Source organism: Bacillus sp. Leaf49 (genome assembly GCF_001426125.1).
Taxonomy (GTDB): Bacteria; Bacillota; Bacilli; order Bacillales; family Bacillaceae; genus Bacillus; species Bacillus altitudinis.
Window position 1 is genome coordinate 1 of the sequence record NZ_LMRK01000011.1, and the last position, 18,478, is coordinate 18,478.

The 18,478-nt window shown below is 39.9% G+C and carries 17 protein-coding genes, 1 tRNA gene, 1 rRNA gene, 1 other RNA gene, 1 pseudogene and 1 other annotated feature; of the genes and pseudogenes, 15 read left to right on the forward strand and 6 right to left on the reverse strand.

What is annotated here, in order from left to right; translation table 11 throughout:
• Window positions 1–63 precede the first annotated feature (63 nt).
• Window positions 64–1,032, reverse strand: coding sequence for a YaaC family protein (locus tag ASG46_RS06695; RefSeq protein ID WP_056703786.1), 969 nt, complete (start codon window positions 1,030–1,032; stop codon window positions 64–66).
• Window positions 1,033–1,153: 121 nt separating this feature from the next.
• Between ASG46_RS06695 and guaB the strand changes: the two genes are divergently transcribed.
• Together guaB and ASG46_RS06705 are read left to right on the forward strand one after the other, a co-directional pair.
• Window positions 1,154–2,620 carry an IMP dehydrogenase gene (guaB, locus tag ASG46_RS06700; protein WP_056703788.1) on the forward strand — a complete coding sequence of 489 codons (1,467 nt, stop codon included), beginning with the start codon at window positions 1,154–1,156 and terminating at the stop codon, window positions 2,618–2,620.
• Window positions 2,621–2,780: 160 nt separating this feature from the next.
• Window positions 2,781–4,106 carry a D-alanyl-D-alanine carboxypeptidase family protein gene (locus tag ASG46_RS06705; RefSeq protein ID WP_008342036.1) on the forward strand — a complete coding sequence of 442 codons (1,326 nt, stop codon included), beginning with the start codon at window positions 2,781–2,783 and terminating at the stop codon, window positions 4,104–4,106.
• A gap of 41 nt (window positions 4,107–4,147) precedes the next feature.
• Here ASG46_RS06705 and pdxR read toward each other — a convergent pair whose 3' ends face one another.
• Entirely contained in the window at window positions 4,148–5,626 is a 1,479-nt protein-coding gene (pdxR, locus tag ASG46_RS06710; RefSeq protein WP_007496070.1) for a MocR-like pyridoxine biosynthesis transcription factor PdxR, read from the reverse strand.
• Between the two features lie 246 nt (window positions 5,627–5,872).
• Between pdxR and pdxS the strand changes: the two genes are divergently transcribed.
• The 5 genes and pseudogenes from pdxS to ASG46_RS06735 all read left to right on the forward strand — a co-directional run bounded on the left by pdxS (window position 5,873) and on the right by ASG46_RS06735 (window position 10,274).
• On the forward strand, window positions 5,873–6,757 hold the full coding sequence (gene pdxS / locus ASG46_RS06715; RefSeq protein WP_008342033.1) for a pyridoxal 5'-phosphate synthase lyase subunit PdxS: 885 nt from the start codon (window positions 5,873–5,875) through the stop codon (window positions 6,755–6,757).
• A 20-nt stretch (window positions 6,758–6,777) separates the two neighbouring features.
• Window positions 6,778–7,368, forward strand: coding sequence for a pyridoxal 5'-phosphate synthase glutaminase subunit PdxT (pdxT, locus tag ASG46_RS06720; protein ID WP_008342030.1), 591 nt, complete (start codon window positions 6,778–6,780; stop codon window positions 7,366–7,368).
• 53 nt (window positions 7,369–7,421) lie between these two features.
• Window positions 7,422–7,637 (forward strand) — a binding site (T-box leader).
• A 48-nt stretch (window positions 7,638–7,685) separates the two neighbouring features.
• Window positions 7,686–8,960 carry a serine--tRNA ligase gene (gene serS / locus ASG46_RS06725; protein ID WP_008342028.1) on the forward strand — a complete coding sequence of 425 codons (1,275 nt, stop codon included), beginning with the start codon at window positions 7,686–7,688 and terminating at the stop codon, window positions 8,958–8,960.
• 596 nt (window positions 8,961–9,556) lie between these two features.
• A pseudogene (locus ASG46_RS21605) lies at window positions 9,557–9,892 on the forward strand (methyl-accepting chemotaxis protein); the annotation flags it as partial.
• Window positions 9,893–10,181: 289 nt separating this feature from the next.
• A tRNA-Ser gene (locus ASG46_RS06735) sits at window positions 10,182–10,274 on the forward strand.
• Window positions 10,275–10,357: 83 nt separating this feature from the next.
• Here the strand turns inward: ASG46_RS06735 and ASG46_RS06740 are convergent.
• The 4 genes from ASG46_RS06740 to ASG46_RS06755 all read right to left on the reverse strand — a co-directional run bounded on the left by ASG46_RS06740 (window position 10,358) and on the right by ASG46_RS06755 (window position 13,618).
• A complete protein-coding gene (locus ASG46_RS06740; protein ID WP_056703791.1) occupies window positions 10,358–11,017 on the reverse strand; it encodes a deoxynucleoside kinase in 660 nt (219 codons plus the stop codon).
• Window positions 11,014–11,637, reverse strand: coding sequence for a deoxynucleoside kinase (locus tag ASG46_RS06745; protein WP_056703794.1), 624 nt, complete (start codon window positions 11,635–11,637; stop codon window positions 11,014–11,016). Before ASG46_RS06745 ends, ASG46_RS06740 begins: the two co-directional genes overlap by 4 nt.
• A 79-nt stretch (window positions 11,638–11,716) precedes the next feature.
• Complete coding sequence (locus ASG46_RS06750; protein WP_056703797.1) at window positions 11,717–13,018, reverse strand: glycoside hydrolase family 18 protein; 1,302 nt, start codon at window positions 13,016–13,018, stop codon at window positions 11,717–11,719.
• 45 nt (window positions 13,019–13,063) lie between these two features.
• Complete coding sequence (locus tag ASG46_RS06755) at window positions 13,064–13,618, reverse strand: isochorismatase family cysteine hydrolase (protein WP_025206593.1); 555 nt, start codon at window positions 13,616–13,618, stop codon at window positions 13,064–13,066.
• A 79-nt stretch (window positions 13,619–13,697) separates the two neighbouring features.
• Between ASG46_RS06755 and tadA the strand changes: the two genes are divergently transcribed.
• The 8 genes from tadA to ASG46_RS06790 form a co-directional block, all read left to right on the forward strand.
• A complete protein-coding gene (gene tadA / locus ASG46_RS06760) occupies window positions 13,698–14,174 on the forward strand; it encodes a tRNA adenosine(34) deaminase TadA (RefSeq protein ID WP_007496052.1) in 477 nt (158 codons plus the stop codon).
• A 76-nt stretch (window positions 14,175–14,250) separates the two neighbouring features.
• Window positions 14,251–14,515, forward strand: an RNA gene (gene ffs / locus ASG46_RS20460) — signal recognition particle sRNA large type.
• Window positions 14,516–14,846: 331 nt separating this feature from the next.
• Window positions 14,847–16,559 carry a DNA polymerase III subunit gamma/tau gene (dnaX, locus tag ASG46_RS06765; protein WP_056703800.1) on the forward strand — a complete coding sequence of 571 codons (1,713 nt, stop codon included), beginning with the start codon at window positions 14,847–14,849 and terminating at the stop codon, window positions 16,557–16,559.
• A 25-nt stretch (window positions 16,560–16,584) separates the two neighbouring features.
• Window positions 16,585–16,908, forward strand: a complete 324-nt coding sequence (locus ASG46_RS06770) for a YbaB/EbfC family nucleoid-associated protein (RefSeq protein WP_008342011.1) — start codon at window positions 16,585–16,587, stop codon at window positions 16,906–16,908.
• 15 nt (window positions 16,909–16,923) lie between these two features.
• Complete coding sequence (recR, locus tag ASG46_RS06775; RefSeq protein WP_003218094.1) at window positions 16,924–17,520, forward strand: recombination protein RecR; 597 nt, start codon at window positions 16,924–16,926, stop codon at window positions 17,518–17,520.
• Between the two features lie 18 nt (window positions 17,521–17,538).
• Complete coding sequence (locus tag ASG46_RS06780) at window positions 17,539–17,763, forward strand: YaaL family protein (RefSeq protein WP_008342008.1); 225 nt, start codon at window positions 17,539–17,541, stop codon at window positions 17,761–17,763.
• Between the two features lie 66 nt (window positions 17,764–17,829).
• Window positions 17,830–18,093, forward strand: coding sequence for a pro-sigmaK processing inhibitor BofA family protein (locus ASG46_RS06785; RefSeq protein WP_012009068.1), 264 nt, complete (start codon window positions 17,830–17,832; stop codon window positions 18,091–18,093).
• A gap of 276 nt (window positions 18,094–18,369) precedes the next feature.
• Window positions 18,370–18,478: ribosomal RNA gene (locus ASG46_RS06790) — 16S ribosomal RNA — on the forward strand; the annotation flags it as partial.

Consider the following 18,478-nt stretch of genomic DNA (forward strand, 5'->3'; position numbering starts at 1 on the left):
GCGCCGATGGTAGTTGGGGGTTTCCCCCTGTGAGAGTAGGACGCCGCCAAGCTTTTCAAAGGATCAGTTCCAGTCGGAACTGGTCTTTTTTGTGTTTTCTTCTAGCAGCATCATGATATAAGCCGGAAACTTGTCCTCTGCAATCTCCATATAACGTTCAATCATGACATAATCATCACTAATGTATTGAGATAAAAGCTCGTACCACCATTCTGTTTCGTAGCGGGCAATCATACTGAGGTTATACATTAACAAGTAATGGCTGATGATCTCAGGAATCCCTAAAAAGGCATCTCGCGTTGATGGAATGAACCATTGATTCATTTCTAAATCATAATGAAGATGAGTAGCAAGAGCAGGGTTTTCTTCTGAAAATACATCAAATGTTAGTTTTTTAGCCTCTCGTTGCTTAAGCTTCCAAGTTGTATGGAACTCAAAATATTCAATAAAACGTTCGGCAGACATATTATAGAGCAAGGGAATATGATCTTGAATCAACATGCCATTTGCTTGCTCTACTTTCACTAAAGTCGCGGGCTGTTTTTGAAACTCAAGAATATGACCCATTTCAGGTATTTTTGAAAGGAGATTGATCATCGTAAATCGTTCATCTTCAAGACCATTTAAATGAAATAAGTGCTTTAATACATGCATACATAATCCGTTTCGCTGAATCTTGACTTCATCCTCACTAAAACGATAATGTTGCTTCTTTCTTTTTCTTGAGGTGACACCATGAGCTAAGACAGAGGTTTGAGAAGGATAGTCGGGATCCACTGTCAGCAAACATGCCTTTAACAGCTGTGCCATTCCATAAAACAATAAAATCGGTTTTAGTTCAAGCGGAGCTGATGCGGCTTGGTCATAAAATGTATGACCGTGCTTTAAAAAGTAAATAAATCGTTCACAGTTTTTATAGGCTTGCTGGTTTGCCTCCTGAATGTTCCGTTTTTCGTACTGTTGAAATAGAAATTTTTGGGAAGTTTCAAGTGAGTAAAAACGTTTTAAATCCTTCCATCCTGAACTTTTCATCTTCTTCCTCAACTCTCTTTATATTTTCTAAAAATTGCAACTGTTTGTTGCTTCCTTGACATGCTGTTTTCTAGTTGATAATCTACATATAATATTTTGCCGAAAAGAGGGGGATTTACTAATGTGGGAAAGTAAATTTTCAAAAGAAGGTTTGACGTTTGACGATGTGTTGCTTGTTCCAGCAAAGTCTGAGGTGCTTCCGCGTGATGTCAATTTATCAGTTGAGTTAACAAGCACTTTAAAGCTGAACATTCCAATTATTAGTGCAGGAATGGATACTGTGACGGAATCACAAATGGCGATTGCAATGGCACGTCAAGGTGGTCTTGGAATCATCCATAAGAACATGTCTATTGAGCAGCAAGCTGAACAAGTGGACAAAGTAAAACGTTCAGAGCGTGGTGTTATTACAAATCCATTTTTCTTAACACCGGATCATCAAGTATTCGATGCAGAACATTTAATGGGTAAATATCGTATTTCTGGTGTACCGATTGTTAATAACGAACAAGATCAAAAGCTTGTTGGGATTATTACGAACCGTGACCTTCGTTTTATTTCGGATTATTCAATGAAGATTAGCGACGTGATGACAAAAGAGGAACTTGTGACAGCTTCTGTTGGAACAACATTAGAAGAAGCTGAAAAAATCCTTCAGCAATATAAAATTGAAAAATTACCTCTTTTAGATGACGAAGGAACATTAAAAGGTCTCATCACCATCAAAGATATTGAAAAAGTGATTGAATTCCCTAACTCCTCTAAAGATGCACATGGCCGTTTAATTGTTGGTGCCGCTGTAGGTGTCACTGGCGATACAATGACTCGTGTGAAAAAATTAGTAGAAGCCAATGTTGATGTGATCGTCATTGATACAGCACACGGTCATTCTCAAGGTGTTCTAGACACTGTATCGAAAATCCGTGAAACGTATTCTTCTCTTAACATCATTGCTGGTAACGTTGCAACAGCTGAAGCAACAAAAGCATTGTTTGAAGCTGGAGCAGATATTGTAAAAGTGGGTATTGGACCAGGATCGATTTGTACAACACGTGTTGTTGCAGGGGTCGGTGTACCACAAATCACAGCGATTTATGACTGTGCAACAGAAGCAAGAAAACATGGTAAATCTATTATTGCAGATGGTGGAATTAAATATTCAGGTGATATCGTGAAAGCATTAGCTTCTGGTGGACATGCTGTTATGCTGGGAAGCCTTCTTGCTGGTACATCTGAAAGCCCAGGAGAAACAGAAATTTTCCAAGGTAGACGTTTCAAAGTATATCGTGGTATGGGTTCTGTTGCTGCAATGGAAAAAGGAAGTAAAGATCGTTACTTCCAAGAAGATAATAAAAAATTCGTTCCAGAAGGTATCGAAGGACGTACACCGTATAAAGGACCAGTTGTTGACACTGTTTACCAACTCGTTGGCGGTATTCGCTCTGGTATGGGCTACTGTGGAACACAGGACTTACGTACTCTTAGAGAAGAAGCACAATTCATTCGCATGACAGGTGCAGGTCTTCGTGAGAGCCATCCACATGATGTACAAATTACAAAAGAATCACCAAACTACACAATTTCTTGATAAATTGTGACAATCAAATTACATTTGACAGGGTCTATGACTCTGTCTATTTTTTTTGTCTTTATTGTGATAAAATTTATACTGTTGTGTCGAAATAAGCCCTTGTGGATTAAATATATATGAAAAACGTCGAAAAAAGATGAATACGGAGGTATGACGATTGAACAGCAAGATGTTGAAACAGCTTATGGTCTCTATCCTTGCATTGGCATTGATTGTTACTGCATTTACCCCAATGTCCAAAGCAAAAGCGGCTGAAGATCCATTCAATGTGAATGCGAAAGCAGCCATCCTTATTGAAGCTTCTACAGGTAAAATTCTTTATAGTAAAAACGCAGAACAAAGACTGCCTATTGCAAGTATGGCAAAGATGATGACAGAGTATCTATTACTAGAGGCGATTGCTGAAGGCAAAGTGAAATGGGATCAAACATATACGCCAGATGATTACGTGTACGAAATTTCTCAGGACCGTAGTTTATCCAATGTTCCATTGAGAAAAGATGGTTCGTATACTGTCAAAGAACTTTATCAAGCAACGGCTATTTATTCAGCAAATGCAGCAGCAATTGGTCTAGCAGAGGTAATCGCTGGATCAGAATCAAAGTTTGTTGAAAAAATGAATGCAAAAGCAAAAGAACTTGGCTTAACCAATTACAAATTCGTGAATGCAACTGGATTAGAAAATAAAGACTTACATGGCAAACAGCCAAAAGGTACGGGACCTGATGAAGAAAGCGAAGTTTCCGCAAAGGATATGGCTTTGCTTGCACAGCATCTCATCAAAGATCATCCAGAAATTCTTGAAACAGCAAGCATCGCGAAAACAAAGTTCAGAGAAGGCACAGATGACGAAATGGACATGCCAAACTGGAACTTTATGCTTAAAGGACTTGTGAAAGAATATGAAGGCGTAGACGGTCTGAAAACGGGCTCTACTGATTCAGCTGGTTCTAGCTTCACAGGTACAGCAAAACGTGGTGACATGCGTGTGATCGCAGTTGTCCTGAATGCTAAAGGAAATCTTCATACAGCTCGTTTTGATGTGGCGAAAAAATTGTTCGATTATGCCTTTAAAAACTTCACGATGAAAGAAATGTACAAAAAAGGCCAACAAATCAAGGGACATGAAAACATCGAAGTCGATAAAGGGAAAGATAAAGAAGTACCCGTCGTGACGAAAGAAGCTTTCTCTGTACCGGTTAAAAATGGTGACGAGAAGAGCTATAAAGCGAAAGTAAATATTGATAAAAAGAACCTAGAAGCTCCTATTAAAAAAGGAACAAAGGTTGGCATGCTGACGACTTCTTATTCTGGTGATGAGAAGGACTACGGCTATTTGAGTAAAGACCAATCAGGTGTTGAGCTTGTGACGAAAACAGGTGATGAAAAAGCAAACTGGTTCATCCTTGCAATGCGTGGTGTAGGTGGATTCTTCGCTGGCATTTGGGGCGGAATCGTTGACACAGTAAAAGGTTGGTTCTAATAAAAAACTGCTCTCACATATAGAGAGCAGTTTTTTTATCGTTAAAAGAAAAGAGATTGTTTGTGGTTTTGAGGTGTAGACAAGGCCTGCTGAAAAATACCACATAACTTTTCCATCCCTTCTGTCAGTGCCTTTTCGTTCACATAAGAAAAACTGAGACGTATATAATTCTGCTTCGGCTCTCCAGGATAGCAGACAGAGCCAGGCAGGAAGGTGATTTGCTGCTTCCGTGCCTCATGTAATAGGGCACGTGTATCGACCCAGGAAGGAAAGCTAAGCCACAAATTGAGCCCGCCCTGTGGGATTTGCCACGTGACGTCCTTTGGCGCATGTTTTGTCAACACTTCCATCATCAAATCGCGTCTCACCTTCAAGGCAGTTCTTAATTTTTTCGTATGATCGATCATCTTCTTGGATGTGAGAAACGGTAAGATCGCCTTTTGGGTGAGAAGCGGGCTCCCTAAATCATTATTGGCTTTTGCAGCTAATAAACGGTTAAATATAGAGCCTGACGCTGTAATAATTCCAATTCTGCATCCTGGAGCCAGTGTCTTGCTTAATCCTCGTAAATAAATGACGTGTCCATCGTGATCTAGGCTTTTAATGGGTGCCGGCGGTTTCTTTTCAAAATAAAGCTCACGATAAGGATCATCCTCTACAATGAGACAATCAATGCTTTGTGCCAGTAAAAGCAGCTGTTTTCTTCGTTTCATCGACATACTGGCGCCTGTAGGACTGTGAAAAGTAGGAATGGTATAGATGAGCTTTGGTTTATATTTATCACAAATGCTTTGAAGCTGTTTCATGTTCATTCCTTCATGGTCGACAGGAACCGTAATAATTCGTGCCCCTCTCCCCATAAAGACATCAATTGCGCCTGGATAGGTGGGCGCCTCCATGACAACTACATCATCCGGCCCGATAAATGTACGTGCCACTAAATCAAGTCCTTGCTGAGAACCGCTAGTGACAAGGATATTTTCAGGAGTAGAAGGAACATCTAATTTTTCTAGAAATGATTGAATGACCTGACGAAGCTGAAGGTCACCTTGTATTTCTCCGTATTTTGACATGATTTGAGGATGACGGGCTAGGACATGCTGCATTTCTTTTTCTAAATACCGGTTAGGTAAAAGACCAGGATCAATCATAGAGGAAGAAAGATTAATGGCTTCTTCGACATAGTGATACTGAGCGAATTGAGACCTTGGTAAATAATCTGGGATCGATAACTGCCAATCGAAAGAAGTAGATGATTGAACCGGGATGTCAGTTTGCTCATGCTGCTCATTCACAAACGTACCTTTCCCTTGTACAGTCGTTAAAAATCCGTCGTCCTTAAGCCGTGTATAGGCTTTTGCCGCTGTGACAAGACTTACATTTAGCTGTTTCGCTAGATCACGTACAGTCGGCAGCTTATCGCCTTGCTGAAGCAGACCTGATTGAATGTGATCAACGATGGAAAAATAAATCTGATTTGAAAGAGATGTATCTGAATGTCGATGGATATCAATATGCATGAAAATCCTCCAATGGGTGTGGAATTGTTATAGATGGTTTCGAATTGTTATAGATGCATTATAACATGTTAATAACACTTAAAAGAGGGAATGATGCCTTTTTAACTATGAAACCTTGATATATAAGGGTTTCTTCTTTTTTATGAGCTAATTGAATTGTTATACTATTCTCTTTATTGTTATACTCTATCGCTTGTATGATAAAGGTGTTGAATCAATCGAATAGACAAATGGGAGGAAACAATTGTGAGCAATAAGGGAACTGAACGAGTAAAACGTGGAATGGCAGAAATGCAAAAAGGTGGCGTCATTATGGATGTCGTCAATGCTGAGCAGGCAAAAATCGCAGAAGAAGCAGGCGCAGTGGCAGTAATGGCACTAGAACGGGTACCAGCTGATATCCGTGCAGCAGGCGGTGTTGCCCGTATGGCAGATCCAAGAATCGTAGAAGAAGTACAAAATGCAGTAACGATTCCAGTCATGGCAAAAGCACGTATCGGCCACATCGTGGAAGCTCGTGTTCTTGAAGCACTTGGTGTTGATTATATTGATGAGAGTGAAGTGCTGACGCCCGCAGATGAGGAATTCCATTTAAATAAAAATGAATACACGGTTCCTTTCGTATGTGGCTGCCGTGATCTAGGTGAAGCGACTCGTCGTATTGCAGAAGGTGCATCTATGTTGCGTACAAAAGGTGAGCCTGGTACAGGAAATATTGTAGAAGCTGTTCGTCATATGAGAAAGGTCAATGCTCAAATTCGTAAAGTGGCGGCAATGAGTGAAGATGAATTGATGACAGAAGCCAAAAATTTAGGCGCACCTTATGAATTATTGCTTCAAATTAAAAAAGAAGGCAAATTACCGGTTGTAAACTTTGCTGCTGGAGGTGTTGCGACACCAGCAGATGCAGCATTAATGATGCAGCTTGGAGCAGATGGTGTATTTGTCGGCTCTGGTATCTTCAAATCAGACAATCCAGCTAAATTTGCAAAAGCGATTGTAGAAGCAACGACTCATTTCACAGATTACCGTCTAATTGCCGAGCTTTCTAAAGAGCTTGGAACAGCGATGAAAGGAATTGAAATTTCAAATCTATTGCCAGAAGAGCGTATGCAAGAGCGTGGCTGGTAATTAAGGGAGCGCAAACGAACATGCTAACAATTGGTGTACTAGGGCTTCAAGGAGCGGTGAGAGAGCATATTCAATCGATTGAAGCTTGTGGCGCAGCGGGAAAGATCATCAAGCGGGTAGAGGAGTTAGAAATTGTTGACGGTCTCATTATCCCTGGTGGTGAAAGTACGACGATGAGAAGACTCATGGATACGTACCAATTCATTGAACCGATTAAAGCGTTCGCTGCTCAAGGTAAACCGATATTTGGGACTTGTGCCGGTTTGATTATGCTGGCAAAGCATATAGAAGATCGAGAAGATGCTCATCTTGGACTGTTAAATGTATCTGTTGCACGTAATTCGTTTGGCAGACAGGTAGACAGCTTTGAAGCAGATGTAGAAGTGAAAGGACTGGATGCGCCGTTTACAGGAGTGTTCATCCGTGCGCCTCATATCATCAGCGCAGATGAGAGCGTAGAGGTCATGGCTGAGTATGACGGCAGGATTGTGATGGCGAAAGAAAACAATATCTTAGGTTGTTCTTTTCATCCAGAGCTGACAGACGACCATCGGTTAACACAGCTGTTTGTTGAGATGGTGGAGTCCTATAAAACGAAGCTTGCTGTATAAAACGGTTGAAAAGAGATAAAACTTATAGTACATTAAAATCACAATCAAAGATCGAAAAAGCGTTGACGGGAAATAGTAAGAAGCCCCTCTTTCTCAGAGAGCCGATGGTTGGTGAGAATCGGTGAAAGATGCATTCTGAATCCATCCTTGAGCGAAATGCTGAAACATGAAGTAAGCATTTACGGTGATGCCGTTACAGAGGAAAGAGGAAAGCATGCTTTTGGCGTGTTTTCAATCAGGGTGGCAACGCGAGAGCTCTCGTCCCTTTCATGGGATGAGGGCTCTTTTTATTTTTCGATAAAAAAGGAGTGTTACACATGCTGGATATTAAACAACTGCGCACGGATTTTGATCAAATCAAAGAAAAATTAGCCCATCGAGGCGAAGATTTAGCGGATTTTGATAAGTTTGGTGAACTGGATCAAAAAAGAAGAGAATTAATCGGCAAAACAGAAGTATTAAAGAGCCGAAGAAATGAAGTATCACAGCAAGTGGCTGTTCTAAAAAGAGAAAAGAAAGACGCCGATCACATTATTCAAGAAATGCGTGAGGTAGGCGATGAGATTAAGAAGTTGGATGATGAATTAAGAACAGTAGAGGAAAGCCTGCAAACCATCCTGTTCTCAATTCCAAACATCCCTCATGATTCTGTACCAGTCGGTGAAACAGAAGATGACAACATTGAAGTGAGAAAATGGGGCGAACAGCCAGCCTTCTCATTTGAACCAAAGCCGCATTGGGATGTAGCGGATGAACTGAAAATTTTGGATTTTGAACGTGCAGGAAAAGTGACAGGAAGCCGTTTCGTTTTTTATAAAGGGCTAGGCGCACGGTTAGAGCGTGCACTTTATAACTTTATGCTGGATTTACACGTAGATGAATTTGGTTTTACTGAAGTACTACCACCTTATATGGTCAACAGAGCAAGCATGACAGGAACCGGACAGCTTCCAAAGTTTGAAGAGGATGCTTTTAAAATTCGAGAAGAAGATTATTTCCTCATTCCAACGGCTGAAGTGCCAATTACGAATATGCACCGTGACGAAATTCTTGAAGGAGAGCAGCTGCCAATCAATTATGCAGCGTTTAGTGCTTGCTTTAGATCAGAAGCTGGTTCTGCCGGCAGAGATACGCGCGGACTCATCCGTCAGCACCAATTTAACAAAGTAGAGCTTGTGAAATTTGTCAGACCAGAAGATTCTTATGAAGAATTAGAGAAACTAACAAACCAAGCAGAAAAAGTTCTTCAATTATTGAACCTGCCATACCGTGTCATGAGTATGTGTACAGGAGATTTAGGCTTTACGGCTGCGAAGAAATACGATATCGAAGTATGGATTCCAAGCCAAAATACGTATCGTGAAATTTCTTCTTGCAGTAACTTTGAAGCGTTCCAAGCGAGACGAGCAAACATTCGTTTCCGCCCTGAGCCTAAAGCCAAGCCAGAACACGTCCACACATTAAATGGATCTGGTTTAGCAGTAGGAAGAACTGTTGCAGCCATTTTAGAAAACTATCAACAAGAGGATGGAACAGTGATCATTCCTGAGGTGTTACGTCCTTATATGGGAAATAAAGAAGTGATAAAATAAGATGCCGTCATGGCATCTTATTCTTTTTACCTAAACTTCTACAGCTTTTCTAAAATAAGCCGATAAAAGAACTAAAAGCATCTAGGAAAGAAGGAATAACCTTGAATAGGCTTGACTATTATGTTGAAATGGCTCAATTACTCAGAAAAGTTCTAGATGAAAGTGTCCTTTTCGGCATCACTGATACAGAAAAGGTACTTTGCTATTATCCATCGACCACAGTAGATTTTGGCATTAAAGTAGGGGACGCTTTAAACCCAGAGGACCAAAACGTGGCGACGACATTAAGAGGACAAGAATATGATGGGCATTTGCCAGAGTCTTTATATGGTTATGAAATTGCTGTAAAAGGTTATCCGATTTTTGATGAAGATAGAAAAGTGATTGGCTCTTTTTTAGTGGCTTTTTCACATCATCGTGAGAAGAAATTAAGCGGCTATATGGAACATATCAATAAAGTAGCGAAAGAGTTACAAGGTGGAATTGAGCAAATTGCTGCTCATTCTCAAGAACTGGCTGCGACAAGCTTGGAAATTAGTGAGCAGGCCGGAAGAGCAGAAGAGAAATCCGCAAACATTGAAGAAGTCGTCAAAACCATTGGCGGTATTGCGAGACAAACAAACCTGTTAGGACTCAATGCTGCAATTGAAGCGGCAAGAGCAGGTGAAAATGGAAAAGGCTTTGCTGTTGTTGCAGACGAGGTACGTAAGTTATCAGATGGATCAAAGGAAGCAGCTGAAACCATTAATGCATTTTTAAAAGAAATCCAAGACAGCATTGGCACTTTATCTGAAAATATCTCACAAATCAGCAGTTCAACAAACGAACAAGCTAAACAAGTGACAGACTTTACAAAGATTATCGAATCATTAAACGATTTTAAAGAAGAGATGAATCTTTTTATTGAAGACATTAGACAGGATACGAAATAAATGAAGAGCAGCCGATTATCGGCTGCTTCAGCGTGTAGACAAACCCTCGCATTCTTTGTCAGTCCTGCGCGCTGGTGCTCACGAATGACAAATTCGCTCCGCGCCAGTACTCGTCCTTCCTAGACTTCAAAGGTTTTCTATTACGCTGAAAAGAAGACAAAAGGCTAAAATAAAGTTCATTTTAGCTTTTTATAGGCTAAACATCATACCAAAATCAAATGTTGAAATTTTTTTCGAAAAGATGTTGACTTAAAATAAGATGATATGATATATTAATTCTTGTCGATACGGAGGAATACCCAAGTCCGGCTGAAGGGATCGGTCTTGAAAACCGACAGGGGTGTCAAAGCCCGCGGGGGTTCGAATCCCTCTTCCTCCGCCATTTGATTTTACCTTAGTTGAATTGAAACGCATAAAAATTGGAAATTGTCAAACCGCTGCATTCGAGAAATGCAGCGGTTTTTTTTATTTTGTGTTAGAGCGATTTTTTTGAATAACAGAAGCAATTTCATGAAGAATTGGCTCAAGTGAGCTTTCATCATGAAGTAAGTCGTAATCTTCAATATTAATTTTAATCACAGGGCACAGATCAAATTGTTCGATCCATTCTGTATATCGAGTGTACATTTCTTCCCAATATGCTCGATCGGTTTGAGTTTCCATCTTTCTCCCGCGCTCTTCAATACGTTGTAATATATGATCTAAATCCCCATGCAAGTAAATGAGGACATCTGGGTGAGGGAAGTAAGGTGTCATCACCATCGCCTCAAATAGACTTGTATACGTTTCATAGTCTACCTCTGACATGGTACCTTTGTCTGCGTGCATTTTAGCAAAAATACCAGTGTCCTCATAAATGGACCGATCTTGTACATAACCTCCACCAGACTCGAAGATTCGTTTCTGCTCCTTAAAACGTTCAGCTAGGAAATAGACCTGTAAATGAAAGCTCCATCTTTGGAAATCTGAATAAAAAGGCTCTAAGTATGGATTATCATCTACTTTTTCGAGAGAAGTTTGAAATCCTAGCTTGTCCGCTATTGTTTTCGTCATGGTCGATTTTCCGACACCAACTGTCCCTGCAATTGTAATGACAGCATCCTTTGGTATTTCAATATTTTTCATAGTACTTGCTCCTTTATGTTCTGTACAATTTGCTGGTAATCTTGCTGTGAGAAAACGAAGTCTGTATGATCGCCTTCAATTGTAATAATAGGAACCCCTGGGTCAGTTTGTTTTAAATGCTCGATGGCCAACTCATAATCTTCAATCAAGGTTTTTAAATAAGCTGGATCAATGTCTTCTTCAAAAGATCGGCCTCTCATCTTTATTCTATCAAGTAAGGTGGGAAGGCTGGCTTTTATATAGATCATGGCATTTGGTTTAGGAAGATCATCTGTCAGCAAGTGATAGATTTTTCTGTATTTATCCATGTGCTTTTTGGATAAGGTTCTTTCTGCAAATATCATATTTTTATAGACATGATAATCAGTGACAATCGGCTGCTGTTTTTTGACATAGTTCTCTTCAATAGATTCTAACTGTTTAAACCGATTACATAGAAAGAACATCTCAAGCTGAAAGCTCCATTGTTCCATATCTTCATAAAATTTATCTAAGAATGGATTTTCTTCTACAATTTCTTTTACTAAAGGAAATTGAAATTCCTTTGAAAGCATTGTAGCCAAGGTTGTTTTTCCGGCTCCAATTGGGCCTTCCACTGCAATAAAAGGGGCAGGATACATAGGCGTTCTCCTCTATCTATAAAGTTGTCAAACCAATGTATATTGTACCATACCCCTTCTGAGAGATAGAGCGTATGAATTACGATGTCGTTCTTTTTTCAATATTAAATTGATCTGATAACAACAACCAGTTTTGTGGGAAGGATAGACCTAATTTCCAGTAAGCAATTCCATTTAGGTTTAACTCTTTAATGAGATTAAATTTGGCTTGAATGGATCTTGCATCTTCAAACCAAACCTCGTGTTCTTTGTTGTTAGCATCTATATAACGGAAATAAGGTGCTTGTGCTGTTTCGTCATATAGAATGGATACATTATTCTCTCTAGCAATGGCGATCGCTTGTTGAGGGCTGACGGCTTTGGCGATAGGGCCTCCTTGAACATAAGGAAGCGTCCAATCATAACCATATAAATTCTGCCCCATCACAATTTTATTGGCAGGTATGACAGTCAGTGCATATTCAATGACTTGGCGGACAGGGCCGATCGGAGAGACGGCTTGTGCAGGCCCGCCGCTGTAGCCCCACTCATAAGTCATTAGCACAACATGATCAACGATCTTACCGATTGCTTCATAGTCATGCGCCTCATACCACTTTCCTTTCTGTTCACTGCTTGTTTTAGGAGCAAGTGCCACAGAAATAGTCCAACCCTGTTGATGAAAACGAGTTGTTGCTTCTCTTAAAAATTGAAGGTAGGCTTCTTTATCAACAGGGCGTAAATATTCAAAGTCAAAATGGATTTCTTTTAATTGATACTTTTGAGCAACGCGGACGATTTCATTTAATAATGTCGTTTTGACAGCTTGATTTGTTAAAAGGATTCGCCCGAGTTCATCACTAAATTTATCATTCTCTAGATTTGTGACTACCATGGTTAAAACCGTTCTGCTTTGAGCGGCAATCTGAGGTAATTGATCTAACGGTGGCTCGCGAAGTGTGCCGTCTCTTTGCGCTTGAAAACTAAAGGCACCGAGATGGGTTAAGTATGGAGATGCCTCTCTGGCTGCTTGCTTTAAATTTTCGCTGACTTGGTTTCCGCGAGGTTCTATATAAGCATTAGAATTAATATTTCTTTTCGGTCTTTGTGGAATATAAAGCAAAAAACGAATAGGCAATATGGCTTCAGGCCGAATCCGATTCACACGTGCCAATTCTTCTACCGAAATTTGAAATCTTCTTCCAATTTGATAAAGTGTATCATTTTGTTTGACCTCATAAAATTGACCTCTAATAGGGATGACAATTGTTTGTCCAACGACTAGTTGATTTGGTGTTTCGATGTCGTTGGTCCGAATGATTTCATTTACCGTTGTTTTAAAACGTATGGCAATTTCATTTAATGTATCTCCTCTTTTGACAACATAAATTTGAATGGTCAACGCCCCCTTTGTTATTGCTAACAATTTATGAGGGTGATGGATAAATCATGTTTGATTTTCATCCGTGATCTCTTTAGTTGTTGTGATTTTGGCAAGAAGAACGTTCTCCATCATCGTTAAAGCGTACTCGTTGTCTCTATCATCATTTGAAGCAATACAATCTTTAGGTACAGTGAGGTTGTACTCTCGCATGTAAGCGTCATTTGCAGTGAACAGGACACAGATGTTTCCGGCAATTCCAGTTAAAATAAGTTCTTGCACACCTAATTCATTTAGGAGTGTCTCTAGTGCTGTTCCGTAAAAAGCAGAGTGCTTAGGTTTAATTAAGAAGTAATCATCTTTAGATGGTGCCATTTGTTCTAAAATAGGGGCACTTCTTTCGTTTTTGCATGTTTCCATAACAGCTTTGATATCAGCCTTCCAGAGTCCATAGTGGTCGTTGATATAGATAATTGGCCAATTTTTCTTGATAGCGTGTCGTTTAAGGGCTAAAATTTTATTGGTCATTTGCTCTGTTTTTTCAGCGAGCACATGTCCCATTTCGAAATCAAAATTATTGATCATGTCAATAATAAGAAGTGCCTTTTGTTGTTTTGGCAAATCAAGACCCCCTTTAAAAGATTGTGATAATATGTTAACCTCAATATCCTTTAAAAAAACATGAAAAGAGAGCCGTGCTATGACGAAAGATGAACAGTTTATGCAAGAAGCTATTTCTGAAGCTTTGAAAGCAAAACAAATAGGAGAAGTTCCAATCGGTGCCGTCATCGTTGTTGATGATCAAATTGTAAGCCGTGCTCACAATTTAAGGGAAAGTGAACAGCGATCAATTGCTCATGCGGAATTACTTGCTATTGATGAAGCGTGTAAAATGACTGGTAGTTGGCGTTTAGAAGATGCTGTACTTTATGTTACACTCGAACCGTGCCCAATGTGTGCAGGCGCTATTGTACTTTCAAGAGTGAAAAAGGTCGTTTTTGGTGCCTATGATCCTAAAGGTGGTTGTGCTGGTACTTTAATGAATTTATTGGACGATGAGCGGTTCAATCATCAGTCTGAAGTCATTGGTGGTGTGCTTGAAAATGAGTGTGGTGAGCTGTTAAGTCAGTTCTTTCGAGACCTCCGTCAGCAGAAGAAGCAAGCGAAAAGTAAATGAATGGATGTCGTTTGCAATTTTATCACTTAGAAGGTATACTTATGTCTGCGTCACCAACAATTTAATATTCATTTTGCCGTGCTAAGCGGGGAGGTAGCGGTGCCCTGTACTCGCAATCCGCTCTAGCGAGGCCGAATCCCTTCTCAAGGTTCGTTTACTTCAAGGTCTGCCTTAAATAAGTGGTGTTGACGTCTTGGTCCTGCGCAATGGGAATTCATGAACCATGTCAGGTCCGGAAGGAAGCAGCATTAAGTGAAACCTCTCATGTGCCGCAGGGTTGCCTGGGCCGAGCTAACTGTTTAAGTAACGCTTGGGGTAGCGAATCGACAGAAGGTGCACGGTAAATCAATATTAAATGTAACTCATCTAGTTTATCTAGGTGAGTTTTTTGTTGCTATTGAAAGAATATATCAGTTGTTTTGTTTATACAAATAGCAAAAAAGCCATTTTTAGGGTGAGGTTTTTTTGAAGCAATTCATATAGGGAACGAATGTTCTTATTGATCTGGCAGACATTTTCAGAAAGCAGGAAAACACGTTTTTTAATCAAGAAAAGTAAAAAGTCTTTAAAGGAAATGCTCTTTTTCGTTTATTAGAAAATAAAGGTGTACTTTTGAATTGATCGTTGCATCATGTATAATGAACATGATGATAAATGGAGGAGGGCGTATTTGTGAGTTATCAAGCTTTATACCGAGTGTTCAGACCTCAAGTTTTTGAGGATGTTGTTGGACAAGAACACATCACAAAAACGTTGCAAAATGCCCTTTTGCAGAAAAAGTTTTCTCATGCTTACTTATTTTCAGGTCCTAGAGGAACAGGTAAAACAAGTGCTGCCAAGATTTTTGCGAAAGCAGTGAACTGTGAAAAGTCACCTGTTAGTGAGCCGTGTAATGAGTGTGATGCCTGTAGAGGGATTACGACCGGTTCGATTTCAGACGTGATTGAAATAGATGCTGCCTCAAATAACGGGGTAGATGAAATTCGGGATATACGTGATAAAGTGAAATTTGCTCCTTCAGCGGTTACATATAAGGTTTATATTATAGATGAGGTACATATGCTCTCTATCGGGGCATTTAATGCACTTCTTAAAACGCTAGAGGAACCACCTGCTCATTGTATCTTTATTTTGGCTACCACAGAGCCTCATAAGATTCCTCTTACCATCATATCAAGATGTCAGAGATTTGATTTTAAACGGATCACGACAAAAGATATTGTTGGACGAATGGAGAAAATTGTAGATGCAGAAAGCCTAAATATACAAGAGGGTTCACTCGAGATTATTGCTAGTGCGGCAGATGGAGGCATGCGTGACGCACTCAGTCTCCTTGACCAAGCGATCTCATTTAGTGGTGAACAGCTCACAATTGATGATGCACTGCTCATTACAGGTGCTGTATCTCAGCATTTCATTAGTCAGCTTGCTGAAGCCATTTTTGAGCAAAATATTGCGATAGCGCTGGATACGTTAAATGAATTGCTTCAACAGGGGAAAGATGCCGCGAAATTAATAGAGGATATGATCTTCTACTTTAGAGATATGCTTCTTTACAAAACAGCACCGGATCTTGAAGGTGTCCTTGAAAAAGTCAAAGTCGACGATAAGTTTGTAGCTCTTTCAGAACGTGTGACACCTCAGTTTCTTTATGAAACGATTGAAGTGCTGAATAAAAGCCATCAGGAAATGAAATGGACAAATCACCCTAGAATTTTCTTTGAAGTAGCTGTGGTTAAGCTCTGTCAGTCAACGGCTGGTGCTGTATCATCTCCGGCTGATTCCGACCTAACAGCATTAACGAATAAAATAGACAGGCTGGAACAGGAGCTATCTAGGCTAAAAGCTGAGGGTGTTCCAATGACTCAGTCTCAGAGTCCTCAAGCAAAAACGGAAGCACCTCGACCTCAAACGAGTAATAAAAATGGCTATCGTGCACCTGTCGGTCGAATTCATGAGATTTTAAAAGAAGCGAAGCGACCGGAACTAGAAAAAATAAAAGGCAAATGGGGAGAACTTCTTGCCCAATTAAAACAGCAAAATAAGGTATCTCACGCTGCGCTATTAACAGATAGTGAACCAGTTGCGGCGGCAACTCATGCCTTTGTTTTAAAATTCAAATTTGAAATACATTGTAAGATGGTGGCCGAAGATAAAAGTGGTGTTCGAACCAATCTTGAGCAACTGCTAGAATCTATGCTAGGAAAAAGAGTGGAATTAGTTGGCGTTCCTGACGCTCAATGGGGTAAAATAAGAGAAGAATTTTTAAGAGATCATCAGCCTGAAGAACAAGCAGATGGTCAGGCAGCTTCTGCTGAAGAAGATCCATTAATTGCAGAAGCAAAGAAGTTAGTAGGAACCGATTTAATTGAAATTAAAGATTAACAATTTGAAAGAGAGTGGTGTTCATATGCGCGGTGGAATGGGAAATATGCAAAAAATGATGAAACAAATGCAAAAAATGCAGAAGGATATGGCTAAGGCTCAAGAAGAGCTTGCAGAAAAAGTCCTTGAAGGTACGGCAGGTGGCGGCATGGTCACTGTAAAAGTAAATGGACAAAAAGAAGTCGTTGATGTGGCGATTAATGAAGAAGTTGTTGATCCTGAAGACATCGATATGCTTCAAGACCTTGTACTTGCAGCAACAAATGATGCATTGAAAAAAGTTGATGAACTAACGAATGAAACAATGGGTCAATTCACAAAAGGAATGAACATGCCAGGTTTATTCTAGGAGGAATAACTGAAGATGCAATATCCTGAACCAATATCAAAGCTGATTGATAGCTTTATGAAATTGCCAGGAATCGGACCTAAAACTGCGGTCCGTCTGGCTTTTTTTGTTCTTAGTATGCAAGAAGATGTCGTGCTGGATTTTGCGAAGGCACTTGTTAATGCAAAGCGTAATTTAACTTATTGTTCTGTTTGCGGACATATCACCGACCAGGATCCTTGCTATATTTGTGAAGATACAAGAAGAGATCAATCTGTGATCTGTGTCGTGCAGGATCCAAAAGATGTGATCGCAATGGAAAAAATGAAAGAATACAACGGCTTATATCATGTGCTTCATGGTGCTATTTCACCAATGGACGGAATTGGGCCAGAGGATATTAAAATTCCTGACCTATTAAAAAGATTGCAAGACGATCAAGTCACAGAGGTCATTCTTGCAACCAATCCAAACATTGAGGGAGAAGCAACGGCCATGTATATCTCTAGATTGTTGAAACCATCAGGAATTAAACTCTCTCGCATTGCTCACGGACTCCCAGTAGGTGGAGACTTAGAGTATGCGGATGAAGTCACACTTTCTAAGGCTCTAGAAGGCAGACGTGAGATGTAGGAAGGAGAAGTACGGTACATGGGTTTTCTTCGCAGAAAATCAATTCGAAAAGAATTCGATGAGATATTAATTCAACAGCTTTTTAAGCAAAAGGAAGAATGGAACAGACAAAAAAAGCTTGTCGCAAACAGCGTTGAGCCTTCACCGGACATTCTATTCGAATTAAAGCTTGCTCAAGCGAAGTACTTTTTCTATCTGAGAGAAGCGAAAAAGAGAAATTTACGTTTAAACAACTGGAGATAGCAGGTCTATTTTCCATAATCCTCTCATATGCTTGTACTATTCATATGAAGAGGAGATGAGAGGATTATGGAACCTGTTATTGTGATTGGTTCAATTTTGTTAGCTGTTTTATTGTTGTTTATGTCGGGTGTTCAAGCGAATCCATTCAAATGGTTGGGGCTTATCGGAATAAAATTTGTCGCAGGCGCTCTTTTTTTATTTTGTCTCAATTTATTCGGCGAGAGTTTAGGGCTTCATGTTTCCATTAACCCTGTAACGAGCGGAATTAGTGGTTTGTTGGGCATTCCAGGTGTAGCAGCTTTAGTCGTAATTGAAAAGTTTATTATTTAATGCAAAATATTGTTGACTTTGATTATATATGGTGGTAAATTAATATACGTCGCTGATGACGAAGAAACGAAAAAACATAATAACAAAAAAGTTGTTGACACTAACAACTTGGATGTGATAAGATGTTCTAGTCGCTTCTGAAGCGGTAAACAAGTTCTTTGAAAACTAAACAAGACAAAACGTACCTGTTAATTCGAGTTTTTATAAAAAAATCCTATGATACATCATAGGTAGTCAGTCAAACGCTGACGAAAAACAAAACTTCGGTTTTGTACTTTTTCGGAGAGTTTGATCCTGGCTCAGGACGAACGCTGGCGGCGTGCCTAATACATGCAAGTCGAGCGGACAGAAGGGAGCTTGCTCCCGGATGTTAGCGGCGGACGGG